General features: G+C 52.1%; 8 protein-coding genes. 1 reads left to right on the top strand and 7 read right to left on the bottom strand.

What is annotated here, in order from left to right; genetic code table 11:
* Positions 1-12 precede the first annotated feature (12 nt).
* The 7 genes from Pan161_RS09320 to Pan161_RS09290 form a co-directional block, all read right to left on the bottom strand.
* A complete protein-coding gene (locus Pan161_RS09320) occupies positions 13-687 on the bottom strand; it encodes a TlpA family protein disulfide reductase (protein ID WP_145226119.1) in 675 nt (224 codons plus the stop codon).
* Positions 688-728: 41 nt separating this feature from the next.
* Positions 729-2,594, bottom strand: coding sequence for a beta-propeller fold lactonase family protein (locus Pan161_RS09315; protein ID WP_145226117.1), 1,866 nt, complete (start codon positions 2,592-2,594; stop codon positions 729-731).
* Between the two features lie 121 nt (positions 2,595-2,715).
* Positions 2,716-3,270 (bottom strand): hypothetical protein, encoded by a 555-nt coding sequence (locus Pan161_RS09310; protein ID WP_232103675.1) that lies wholly within the window; start codon positions 3,268-3,270, stop codon positions 2,716-2,718.
* 203 nt (positions 3,271-3,473) lie between these two features.
* Positions 3,474-6,155 carry an outer membrane protein assembly factor BamB family protein gene (locus tag Pan161_RS09305; RefSeq protein WP_197995797.1) on the bottom strand — a complete coding sequence of 894 codons (2,682 nt, stop codon included), beginning with the start codon at positions 6,153-6,155 and terminating at the stop codon, positions 3,474-3,476.
* A 275-nt stretch (positions 6,156-6,430) separates the two neighbouring features.
* The gene (locus tag Pan161_RS09300; RefSeq protein ID WP_145226113.1) at positions 6,431-7,741 is read right to left on the bottom strand and encodes a DUF1501 domain-containing protein; all 1,311 of its coding nucleotides are present in this window, start codon (positions 7,739-7,741) and stop codon (positions 6,431-6,433) included.
* An 84-nt stretch (positions 7,742-7,825) separates the two neighbouring features.
* Positions 7,826-9,805 carry a DUF1549 domain-containing protein gene (locus tag Pan161_RS09295; protein WP_145226111.1) on the bottom strand — a complete coding sequence of 660 codons (1,980 nt, stop codon included), beginning with the start codon at positions 9,803-9,805 and terminating at the stop codon, positions 7,826-7,828.
* 704 nt (positions 9,806-10,509) lie between these two features.
* Positions 10,510-11,025, bottom strand: a complete 516-nt coding sequence (locus Pan161_RS09290; RefSeq protein WP_145226109.1) for a hypothetical protein — start codon at positions 11,023-11,025, stop codon at positions 10,510-10,512.
* Between the two features lie 145 nt (positions 11,026-11,170).
* Between Pan161_RS09290 and Pan161_RS30960 the strand changes: the two genes are divergently transcribed.
* Positions 11,171-13,216, top strand: a complete 2,046-nt coding sequence (locus Pan161_RS30960) for a GDSL-type esterase/lipase family protein (RefSeq protein ID WP_232103674.1) — start codon at positions 11,171-11,173, stop codon at positions 13,214-13,216.
* Positions 13,217-13,257 lie beyond the last annotated feature (41 nt).

Below are 13,257 nucleotides of genomic sequence, written 5' to 3'. Positions count from 1 at the left end.
AGGGGAGCAAGATTATTCTGTCTGCTTTTGTGGCTGTTGGAGCAAATCATCGATAAAAGGGACAATGTGTTCTTTGTAGTTGAAACCTTCCTGTCCATAGGCGAGGGTTTCATTGTCAAACCGTTTCTGCAGTTTTCCATCGGTGCCATATACATAGGCTGCGGGAATCGCGGCGAGATTGAGCTTCTTGTAAAGATCTTCGTCAGGCGTGCTGGAAATGAGGTTGACGATTTCTGCTTTCTGTTTGGTGAAGAATTCCATCAGTTCATCGCTGCTGGATTCGGGTGGAGAATCTTTACTGCCATCGTAGTTCAGATTAAACGAAACGCAGACGACTTTTTCCGGATACTTTTTTTGTAGCGCGACCAGGTGCGGGAACTCGCGGAGGCAGGGTTCACACCAGGTAGACCAGAGATCAACGACGACGATTTTGCCGTTTTGTCTGCCAATGAATTCCTGCAACTGTTCCCAGTTGGCAATTTGGGCGATGATTCCATCCTGTTCAATGGCTATCGCGTCAGGAATGGCGGGGGCCTGCTGTTTTTTTGTTGCTGGCTCTGCTTCTGAAGTATCAACTGCCTGCAGCGGGGGATCCAGTTCTACCGGGGTGTCAGCTGTGCTGCCTTCCTGGCTGCAGCCGAAGAATAGGAAGAGTGAACCGAGAATACAGAGTACTTGAGGCGACATGTTTCTATTATTTCCAGAAATTGAGTTTCAGAAGAGGTAAATTATTTCGTGACTTTGACCAGCCCGGCGGCTTTGGCCTGTGGTACCGGGTCTTCGTAGGGGAGTGCTTTCAGGAACTCGACCAGATCGGCGCGTTCCTGTTTGGAAAGCTGGCTGGTTTTTCCATGTTGATCATCATGGTTGTATGTGGTTAAGACTTCTTCCAGTGTCTGTGCTTTTCCATGTGACAGATAGGGAGCAGTGCGATAGATGCCTAATAGAGTGGGGGTGTCATATTCGGGTCCCATTTTTTCACCCGGGTTATCGACGGCGGTGCCGACGTTGTGACGAGTGATTGACTCCGAAGGAACCGAATCAGTCAGGAAGGGACCTGAGTGGCAGGTGGCACACTGGGTCTGCTTTGAGAAAAACAGCTTACGCCCGCGCTGGGCAGCGGGCGATAAGCCTTGTTTCGCATACGGACTGAGCGTGAAGTCGTGCGTATTGGAATAAGCGGCCATGGCGTCGAGAGCCTGTGACAGGCCTTTGTTAGGTTTATCCAGCGCGTCATTCAGTTTGCCGCGTACGAGGCCTCTGCCCTGCATCAGGGGGCCACGGATCGTATGTTCGAAATCCTGAACTTCATCGCGGTCTGCAGACCAGTGAATGGGGTGTGTCCAGGCCATGCCGGCCAGTGACTGCGTGTTTCGCAGACCTTCAGGATTATGCCAGGTTTTACCATCAGATTGCCCATCAGGATGACAGCTGGAGCAGGAGATCCACAGACGGCTCGTCATGGGTTGCAGCGCTGTATAGAACAGTCGCTTGCCCAGCAGGACCTCCTCGCTTAAAGGATTCTCCGTGACTTTAATCGTGGCCAGTCGACTGAGTGAATGTGTGTCGTAAGCGACGATCTCGAAGTCGAGGGCATTGTAAACGTAGAATGTATTTCCATCCGGAGCGACGCGCACTCCGCGGGGATTTGATCCGACATTGAGTGAACCGCGGAAGGTGAGTTCGCGGTAGTCGTCATCAATTACATTGCTGACATACAGATCGTCGGTGCCGGCGAAGACGACAAAAAATGTTTTTCCATCGGGAGTGATGGCGGTATCCCACGGGTTACAGGTGACGCGGGCACCACGGAACGAATCCATGGGAATTTTACGGCGGCGTTTTCCTGCGCCGGGCTTCGTATCGACGATGGAAACGATGGGGAAGATCGAGCCGGCACCGTGGGCCATGGTGATCCGTGAGCGAATATGGGGCAGGTAGGCTTTGGCCCGACGGGGGTGCAGCGTGATTTGTCGCGAGAGGTTATCGGTACTGCCACCCGGCCATTCGTCGACGGTTTCTCCTGTTTTGACATCCACCTGGCGAACCAGCGCGGAATAATATTCGGTGGTAAACAGGCTCTGGTTATCACTGGAGACAGCGATGCCTCGCAGATGCTTTCCCGATGAGAACTCGCGGACGACTTTTTGAGTGGCAGGATCGATCTCAACAATCTGGCCGGGATAGTCAAGTGTGACAAAAATGCGTTTCCCGTCCGTTGTGGAAACCACGCCATACGGTTCATCGAAAACTTCGGTCTGTCCGGTCTGTTTTCCTGAATCGGCATTAAGGAACACTACCCGGTCTTCATCGTAGACTGCGGTTGCGACCTGATGGCTGTCACCTACGAAGGTGACCCCTTCGGGGTGTTTGCCGACGTTGATTTCGTGAAGCTTCTGATTGGTTTTCAAATCGACGATGGTGACTGAGCCACTGTCTCTGTTCGAGCAGGCCAGCAGTTTCCCATCGGTGGAAATGTCAAGCAGACTGTTTGACTGGCCGGCGGAAAGATGCCGCGTGGTGAATAACAGGCTCGCACATAAAACGAGCGTCAGCAGTAGAGCAGAGTGAACGGACCTGACACGAAGAAACATGTAAACCCCTTTTGTTACTGTGTAGATTCGTCTGAGACTTTTCGGGCGGGAAGTAGAAACCCCGCTCACCGGTCAGGGTAAGCGGGGTCGATTCCTGGTTAAAAAGCAATCTCATCAATCGTTAGTTCAAGATTTTGGAAGTCTCTTTCACGAGTTCAGAGATTTTAGCTTTGGAGAGGTCACTCTTCTTGAAAGCGTGATTGACCTTCACCTGTCCATCGACCCACATCAGCACGGTGATGTCAGCGTCTTTGGAAATTTTGTAGGCGGCAGGACCTGCTTCGCCTTCGTAGTTGGTCAGAGGTGTGTTTTTGATTTTCTTGCTGTCAGCAACTTTTTTCAGTTCAGTGCTGGATTTGTCAGCATCGTCTGTCAGGTGCACGACGAATGCGGCCATTTTCTGATCCCGGTTTTCGCCAACTTTGGCGTCGATTTGAGTGATCAGATCCTGAACGTTGCCATTCATGTCCCGAGTGAAAATATTCACAACAGGTCGTTTGCCATAGCTGCAACGATAGCAGAGTGATTTCCCAGCGTTGGGTCCCGTACAATCATTGACTGTGTATGCACCGGGTTTTCCACCGACTTCAATTCCAGATTTCAATTCGGCTGCTGAGCTGAATGAGCTGGCTGCAACGAACATCAACGCGACTGAAAGTGTAAGCAGTCTTTTCATGTATTTCTCCTCAAATTCCTATACGTGACAAAAATTTCTGCGGGATGCAGATGATACGTTAATACTAACGTATCGGTAAATTCTAATTTGTGTGAAACAACAGTGCAAACCCATGGGCTGAAAAATTCGGGATACACTGCGACGTCATATCATTGTTTCTTAACCTCTGAAATAGTCAACTTGTGATTTAGGAACTTTTTTCATCAGGGGCGTTCCCAGACAGCGGGCAGTTTTTTCGAAGCTTCCCCATAGGTCTGAGAGACGATAAAGCCGCTGGCCTGGGATGTATAAAAAATCCGCCCGTTGGAAACGACGGCTCCCAGACACTCGCGCGAGTCGATCGCAGGACCGGTGGATACCAGCTTGCCGTCGTCTGATAAATCGATCATATCCATATTGGCGCCCAGCACATAAGGCTCTGAGAGTGTGAATCGGCAGCAGGCATAGTTATGTCCGATACTGTTGAGGACTTTGCCTGTCTTGTGATCGAAGACGTTCCCTTTTCCCCGGAGCGCATTGGAAAAGATATAATCTTTGCCGACGGTAACGACATTTAAAGCGGATGTGACCGCATCGGACTGCCAGACCAGGGAACCATCTTTTGCATCCAGGCACCAGACAAACCGGTCCTGCGTGTCTTCTTTCGCACGGTTGTAGCCGCCTATGTAAATGCGTCCGTCGCGGGCACTGAGCGTGCATTTGGATGTGACATAATATTTGTTGGTCAGCCAGATGACCTCCCCCGTCTCTGGATCGAGGCAGGCGGTAATCCCGTTATTCTCGACGGGTAAGCCACGTCGTTTCCGCTGGCTGCTGGCGTAACCGAAGAAGGTGGAGTAATACAGCTTACCGTCCAGAATAGCGATGCCACAATCGTTGCCGCCGCGACCATATTCTGAGAAATCTTTTTCCCAGACAACTTTGCCTGTATCGAGATCCCAGGCCCAGATCCGCGGGCGGTGATCCCGGGGGTAGTAGGGATTGTCATTGGAATAGATCCAGCTCATGACTTCGCGTCCGTCTTCTTTGACGGCTGGCTTACCGCCGAAGGTGAAGGCTTTCTCTGTCCCCTGAGCCGCATATTCACCGGAACCCGAGGCGTAGATAGCGATATTGCCTGCGACGACAGGGGGAAACTGTCGACTCCAGCTGGGAGAACCGGTAAAGGGGGCTTCCCAGAGCAGGTCTCCCGTAGCAGCATCCAGACAGCGCATGACAGACTTTTTGATGCCCGCCTGGGGAATCAAGAGTTTGCCATCGATGTAGAGGGGGGAAGTAAATGAGAGATAAACGTCCGGCCAATAGCGTCTCCAGAGCATACGGCCGGTATCCTGTTCGACGGCGATGATCTGTCCTTCAGCAGTATGCGTATAAAGACGACCGCCGCCACAGACGGGAAGGTGTTTGACCGTGCCTTCCAGCCGCCGCGCCCACCGCATTCGCAGTGGTGGCTTCAAGCCCTGGGCATTGGCGTTCGTGCCACCAAAATCACCATAGTTGGTGTACCAGTCGAATTCGGGCTTGGCTAAAGGGCCGGTGATGGGGTTACGAATCTTCCAGATCGCCAGATCCTGCTTTGGCAGCGCGGCCTGCGTCTGAGGTTGTGAGCCGTCGGCATTGAGGATGTAGAGGTAGCCATCTTCACAGGGGACATAGATCTTCTGGTCGGCAACGGCGACGGGCGCAGTAATGGGCGCGTTGAAGGCGGTCTTGAATTCTGTTGTTTTCTTATCGGAGAGCGAAACGACGTACAGGACGCCGTCCAGTCCACCATAGATGATGTGGTTCTCAGTGATCACAGGGGGGCAGACGGAAGGGGCTTCACAGAGCACCTCGGTTGTTTCAGAGTCGATTGTGTGACGGCATAAGCCGAGGCCGGCTTCGGGACGAACGCGAAAGACATTGTTGCCGCGAATGCTGACCGAGGCAAAGCTGAGCAGGCCGGGATCGCGGATGGAGGTTTGCGTGCCTTTGATATAATCTGCCTGGATTTTATCGCCATCCAGTCGCATGACTTCGACGCGACCCGCGTTGTCACGACGATGCCACTGGACGAATACATTGCCGGCAGCATCCGCGCTTTGCCCGAAGGTGGCGGGGAATTCAGCGCCGGCATACTTGGGGATTTCTCCGACGACCTGCAGCTGCGGCGCGGTGCCTGTGTCTTTCAGAAAGACGGTACGCCCGCCCGCCGGGATGACCAGGGAGTCTCCGGCCAGGCAGATATCGCGGGAACAGACGAAGTGATCCCGCCAGGTGACGCGATCCTTGCGGTGTTTCAGCCAGTCGGCGCCGCTCCAGCGATTGCCGTCAAAGTCGACAACTTCTTTAACAAAGTCCCAGGTCCAGGCGACTTCACCATTTGGTTCGACGGCATAAACCTGGGCACCAAGGGTGGCGAAATAAACGCGGCCTTTGTTGACCAGCGGGGCAGAGAAGATGGGTTCCCGACAGTCCAGTTCCTTGCTGACAGCGCCGGTTTTGAGATCGAACACGTAGTAGTAGCCAGCGGCAGTGCCAACGTGAAGGTAGTTCTCAATGATGGCGGGAGACGCGACGTTATTGCAATTACCCGGCCCCCCTTTGGTAGCGTGTTTCCAGAGGACTTTGCCAGTCTGTCCCTCGATTGCGAAAACGATGCCTGCGCCATCGATGACATAAGCGTTTCCCTGACTGACGACAGGCGATGTGTAGATGCCGTCGGTTAAGGGGACAGCTGCAACCAGTGAGAGGGGCGTTTGGATTGAACTTGCAGACGCGTTACCGGAACGCTGGCTGTCTCCTTTCAGCTGTAGCCAATTGTCTTCGGCGTGAGCCAAAGAGCAACAGAGTGACAGCGACAGGATAAGCTGAAACCAACATAAGCGGCGGGATCGTATCATCATCGGCTTTCTCAGACTGCAGTTTTTGAGGAAACACTGGCGGGACTCAAGCTCGGATACTCTTTTGTTTTGGTGAATCATTCTGGCATGGAGGAAGGAGATTCAAAGCTCATATCAATGATTGCACATATTGATCATAAACGGCTTAATTTTAGTAGTCTACTATTTTCCGGATATTTCGCTGAGAAGGACGAATATTTTTTAAGGTTGCTAATAATAAAAAAACGGCTCCCGATGAAGGAAGCCGTTTTGAATTCTGCAGTGAAAAATATCCTGGTTTAGAGCAGTTTCGTCACTGCTTCCCCATCGTGGGCGACTTTGAAGGGTCGACCATCGGGAGAGAAGATTTCCTTGTCCAGCGGCAGGTTCAATGCGGATGCGATAGTGGCATTGAAGTCGGCTGGCAGTACGCCGTCTGCATCTACGCTCTGTCCCCCTTTATCAGACTTCCCATAGAAGTGACCACCCTTGATGCCGCCACCCATTAAAGCGGCAGAGAAGACGCCGGGGTGATGGTCGCGACCACCATTCTGGTTGATTACGGGAGTACGGCCGAATTCGGTGGTGAGTACCACCAGTGTTTCATCCAGCAGCCCGCGCTCAGACAGGTCTTTCAACAGGCTGCCGAGTGCCTTATCCAGAATGCCGGTTCGAGTGGGAAGAATTCCGTCGTCGTAAATATCACGGTGCATGTCCCAGCCGCCAAAGTTGACTTCGACGCAGCGGACATTGTTTTCGACCAGACGGCGTGCCAGCATACATCCCTGACCGAATGAATTGCGGCCGTATTTATCACGGTCTTCCGCTTTTTCTTCATTCAGGTCGAAGGCTTTCAGTTCATCGCTGGAGAGCAGGCTGGTGGCCTGTGAATAAAAGTCCGTGTAAGCCAGGACGTTTTGATTCTTGAATTTGGTCTGAAACTTTTTGTCGAACTTATTGATCAGATCAATGCGTTTTTCAAATGAGTTTTCAGACAGGTAAGCAGGAGTATCTGTGTTCTCCAGCCCTCGATTAGGGTCACCAATCGGCAGCGGGCTGAAAGAAGGGTCCAGAAATCCTGAACTCGGGTGTCGGGCGGGCGCACTGATCAGAACGGTGTCGGGCAGATTTTTATTCTGACGTCCGCGGAAGCGCTGGATCCACGGTCCCATGGAGGGGTGCCGGGTCGAAGCAATTTCTTTGTAGCTGGTCCGCATCATGTATTCACCGGGTCCATGCGCGCCGGTCTCGGTATACATGGAATTGATGACGGCCATCTTGTCAAATTCTTCTGCCAGTGTGGGAAGAAACTCACTGATCTGAGCCCCGGGAACGCTGGTTTTGATGCCTTTGGTGTCACCCTGGTTCTTATGGCCTGGTTTCAGATCGAATGTATCGAGGTGAGTCATGGCGCCAGCCATATACAGGTAAATCAGGCGTTTGGCTTTTCCAGTGACGGGGGCGCCTTTAGGGCCTTTCTTTTTTGTGGGAGCCGCTTCCAGCATGTTGTTAAAGACGGGCAGAACGCTGACACCCAAAGCAGATTTGGCAGCATATTCCAGAAACTGCCGCCGACCCACTCCGTCGAGTTTTTTATAAATTTCTCTCATCTGTATGCCTTTTATGTTGATATGGATTATTTGTGAATTTAATGACCGACTCCCGCCTTTCGAACGGAGGGAGCCGGAGTGGTGTTATTGGATAAACAGAAACTCGCGTGTATTCACGAGTGACCAGATCACGTTTCCGTAACCCGCAGGTCCATTCGTTTCGATTTCACTAATGGCAATTTTTTGTTCGTCAGCGTCGGGACGACGGTTGAGGATGGTCATGAAAATGACATCGACGCCATCTTTGATCGTTTTCTGCTCGATCACGTTGTTATAGATCGTGGAACCTTTTTCCAGCATCATGTGAGTGACCGGGCCGTTAAACATGAACAGTACCTGTGGCACGGAGCCGGTGTCAGACGAACCTGAGATCAGCTCACGATCAGACTGGCCGAACGTACGCAGGAAGTGACTGGGCGGTACCGGTGAGGGAAGTTCGGAAGCACGTGCCAGCAGCTGGCCTTTGTACCGATATTTCTTTTCCCGCTTGTATCGTGTGCGGTCAATTTCTTCCCGTTTCTTTTCATCCGCATCCAGGACCTCCTGGGCGGTGGCTTTATTGAGGTCGACCGAGATGATTTCGGTTTCCATTTCTGCGGGCAGTTCCCGGTATTCTTCGGGATCGACGACGGCGATCGTCAGGAAGGAATCCCAGGCCTGCTCGGCTGTCATGCGACGCAGAACCGGTCCCTGGAAATGGTAGAATTCACTCAGCGGGACATCCTTGGTGGAGGCCTGTCGCTGGTAGGTTTTGGTGTTAAACAGGATTCGCAGGTATTCCTTCATATCGAAATTCAGTCGTTTCATTTCAGATTCGAGGAATTTCATCAGTTCGGGATTTTCTGCAACGGTGCTGTCCATCATGTCGTCGACAGGTTCGATCTGACCCCGTCCAAAGGCCTGTGTCCAGAGTCGATTGGCGATGGTCAGGGCAAACCGGGGATTTTCTTCAGCGACCATCCAGCGGGCGAATGCCTGGCGAGGTGTTTCACCTTTGCGAATGTCAGCCGGTTTGCCGAAGATGGTTTTGGGTTGCACAACTGATTTCGGTTTTGCATCAGTATAAGCGTAGTCGTGGGGCAACTGGATCTTCCGGTTATTGTCGTGCACAACCATCATGTTCACGCGGATCATGCGATTGAATCTGCCTTGTTTCCGTCGTCGGTCTTTTTCTTCCTGATCCAGTTCCGCAAATTCTTTACGCAGACGGCTGTTCGGGTCCTGACCGGTATAGAAGCGTTTGTCGCGGCCACTGGCGCGGGTTGAGGAACCAAACGTGAACGCCGCCATTTCGTAGAACTCTTTCTGCTTCCAGCGATCAAAGGGATGATCGTGGCATTGGGCACAGCCGATGCGGGTTCCCAGGAAAATACGCACGGTATTATTCATGTTGTCCAGCGGCATGCCGGAATCACGCTGCATGTAACCCGTCGCAGGATTCTCCCAGATCAGACCTTCTGCGGTGATCATTTCACTGACCATTTTGTCCCAGGGCTTGTTCTCTGCCAGGCATTGTTTGATCCACTGACGATAAGGAGAACCATCGACGTTGTTGTTCAAACGGTCGGTGTAACGTAATACGTCGGCCCAGTAGTTGTAGAAGTGGCTGGCGTAACCGTCGCTGTTCAACAGTCGGTCGATCAACATCTTACGTTTGTCGGGGTGGCGTGACGCCAGGAAGTATTTTGTTTCCCGATAAGTCGGAATCGCGCCAGTGATGTCGAGGTAAATGCGACGCAGAAACTGCTCGTCGGTCGTCATCGGGTTGGGTTCGACTTTGTATTTCCGATAGTTGGATTCGACCAGCTTGTCGATCTGTTCTGCCGATTTGATGGCTGATGAAAGTTTGGTCGTACTGACGGGCCTGGATTTGACTGTGAATCGTGGCGGGAGCGGTTCTGCTTTTTTCGGAGCGGCTTTCTTTGCGACGGGTTTTCGTCGTGGTGCTGCCTCGGAGTCGGGCAGGCTGGAGAAGACGATGAATGCAAAGGCGGCAATACAACAACTGCTTAACTTCCAGTGCCGCGCAATCAGACCGCGGCGACCAATTTGGTTTCCTGACATGCAATAACTCCCAGAGTCGTTCCTTGAATTGTTCAGATATGACAGCGTACCAGACTGCAAGTGAAGTGACAGGCTGGACCTGTATCTTATATTCTATACACAACGCAACAGTAAAAACTAATGCAAAGCGGATTAATTTTGTCTTAGTCAGCAGGAATATGCGCTCACATAAGGGTACAAAAAGTTACTGGCTGCAATCGGTTTTTTGAGTCATTTGCTTGGCCGATTCCTGATCTGAAAACGGAGCGGGATCGGCTGAAGACCGACTTGAGAAACACAACGCGAAACAGGCTGCCAAAGCTTGCAGGTCAAACGGACAGGGCATGGTGATGACTTCACTGAAAAAGACGTTCTTTTGCAGGACCATTCAGCAAAATCGTTACGTCCTGATTTCATCTATTGAGACCACAGGCACACCCGCTGCCTGCATGCGGGGCATCACTTTCAGAGCGAGTTCAGAATCCTCCACAAAAGCGTAGCGTCTGCTTTCTCAATGCTGGATCAGACACTTGGAAAGGTTGAATCTGTTCGTCTCAGAGATGACCAGCAAAAAATCAGCAGCGTTCTTACGCCAGTCATCCCTAAATTCAAACGGGCTGTTGTCGTTGAGTAACTTAGATCAGGGATAAATAGATCAGGGATAAATAAGAAAATGTGTTGTATTCACTCTCGGAATGAGAAGCAGCCAACAGTGCCATTTAATCCTACTGCTTCTTTTTCTGCTTTCTTTTAAAGGGCGGGTCGATCGGCATCGCTTTGCCGTATTTGAATTGCGATTTGGGATCAGACAGCGCTTTAGTCCAGAGTGCATGCAATTTGTCGCGATCCGAAAGCTGATACCGTACTTTGTCTGAAATTTCTACAGTCAATCCATACCAGTCTCCCAGATCCCGTTCCGCTTTCTCTTCTGAAGCAGGAGGTCCCCAGTGCATTAACAGGATGACGTGGCAGATCGCGAATCGATCTTTATGCTTCAGATTTTTCAACAACCAGTTGACATCGTCGGCTGACAGTTTTTTGGCAAACTGATCGGCGCGGCGGGAGATACTGAGATCCAGACCGAAAAAGTTACCCTCAAATCTGACATCAGAATTATCCAGAGTGGGCTCGGGCGGTTTCAATTCCGGCGTTTTTCCGTCACCAATCCGGGCGGTCGTATCTGCAGTTCCGATCAGAATAATCATCAGGAAAATAGAGGCAACAAGAAATGAATTACGCATGATTGTCTCCGATCTGCTTGATATTTTCGGTTTGTCGACATTTCTTTCAATTCAGCAGACAAACGAAATCGAACACTGTACAATACAGGTCGATTTTATTGTAACAGTGATATCCTCGTCCAGGCAGCTCAATCGGAGGTTTTTTGTGAACAGCCCTCATCGAATCAACGGTCGGTTTTTCTTTTCTGCATTCAAAGTCAACAGATCCTGGCGACTGACCTCTGTTCTGACAGTGGGAGTCCTGTTGCTGTCAGGAATGACATTCGCTGCTGATCCTGACGCTTCCGCAAAGTGGAAGTATCAACCGGAATTGCTGCAGCCGTTCTGGCAGGAGGATACGGTGCGGGGGGAATCGGTGTTGTTTATTAAAGATCCGAAAACCGGGGAAGCACGCGCATCGGTGTTGTTTCCGGTCGATAAAGTTCTGAAGGTGACCAATTCCGCGGGCACCGTTACCTATGAGGCAGGGCGCGACTATCGCTGGAAACCGGGCACACACGAAATTGTTCTGCCTGCGAATTCGAGAATCAATTCGCAGACGCCGGCTGACTTGCGGCGGCCCGATGATTCGCAGCGACATAAACTGACGCACCGCGACGGGAATGGTGAGATCTTCTTTGGAGGGAAACTCGAATATCACAACATGCAGACCAGCATTACCTACACTCATGAACCCGTCGACTGGCAGGCGATCGTAGCGACCTTTGATGAGAAAGCACTGCCGCGCACAATAAACAAGCTGCGCGACCAGAAACCGGTTTCCATCGTATTAATGGGGGATAGTATCTCCACGGGCTGTAATGCGTCGGGCTGGGCAGGAGCGGCGCCGTTTCAGCCGGCGTTTCTGGAACTGCTGCAGCAGCATCTGGAACATCAGTATCAGACGAAGGTCAAAGTCACCAATCCTTCAGTCGGGGGTAAAGACACGCGCTGGGCTTTGACAGAAGTGGATCAGGTGGTGGCACCACAGCCCGACCTGGTGATCATCGCGTTTGGCATGAACGATTCCGCCGGTCGCTCTGCCAAAGAATATCAGGCCAACACGAAAGCCCTGATGGAAGCGGTCCGAAAAAAACTGCCGAAAGCCGAATTCATTCTCGTTGCTCCCATGCTGGGCAACCGGGACTGGGTGCGGCTCAAACACGAACTGTTTCCCCAGTATCGTGATGCATTGGCCGAACTGTGCGAGCCGGGAGTCGCGCTGGCAGATATGACTTCGATCTGGACGGAGTTTCTCAAGCAGAAACAGGACTGGGATCTGACCGGTAACGGCGTCAATCATCCGAATGATTTCGGGCATCGCGTTTACGCGCAGGTCTTGTCCGCGTTGCTGGTTCCGCCGACGGTCAGTGTCTCGACCAAAGCCACCAGTCTGGCTCCGGAAGAGTTGTCGCTATGGAACGGTCACGCACCGATTGACAGGGAGCACTTCAAAAAGGAAGACGCGAAAATCACCGTGCATCGACCAGCTAAAGGAAACGGGGCCGCGATTGTGATCTGTCCGGGCGGCGGTTATCAGCGACTGGTAACCGCCGGAGAAGGGCACGGCATTGCCAGGTGGCTTAATCAGCACGGGATTACCGGCATCGTGCTGGAATACCGGATGCCCCACGGTCGCACGTATGTGCCATTGATGGATGCGCAGCGGGCGATTCGTGTGGTACGAGCGAACGCCAAACGCTGGGACATTGATCCCGATCGGATCGGTATCATGGGCTTTTCCGCCGGCGGCCATCTGGCTTCAACAGCGGCGACGCATTTTGATAATGGGAACCCCCAGGCGAAAGAACTGATCGACCGCGAAAGCAGTCGTCCCGACTTTGCGATTTTGGTGTACCCTGTTGTCACGATGGGAGAAAGCACACATGGGGGCTCGCGTAAAAACCTGCTGGGCAACAATCCGACGCCGGAAATGGTGAAACTCTTCTCCAATGAAAAGCAGGTGACCAAACAGACGCCGCCCATCTTCCTGGCGCATGCGGTCGACGACAAACCGGTGCCCATCAAAAACAGCCAGGATCTGTATGCGGCTTTGCAGGCGCAGAAGATTCCTTCCCAACTGCTGGAACTTCCTTCCGGCGGACATGGATTGAATGGATACAAAGGCCCGATGTGGGACGCCTGGCAGAAGCAGTCAATGGAATGGCTGGCCAAGCTGAACATCATTCCCAAGCAGGATGCGAAAGATTGAAGAAAGCTGAATTGAAGAAGCTGGACTTCGTTTCTCATTGA

Source organism: Gimesia algae (assembly GCF_007746795.1).
Taxonomy (GTDB): domain Bacteria; phylum Planctomycetota; class Planctomycetia; order Planctomycetales; family Planctomycetaceae; genus Gimesia; species Gimesia algae.
Note: the sequence above shows the minus strand (reverse complement) of the source record. Positions and strands in the feature narration are given on the sequence as shown.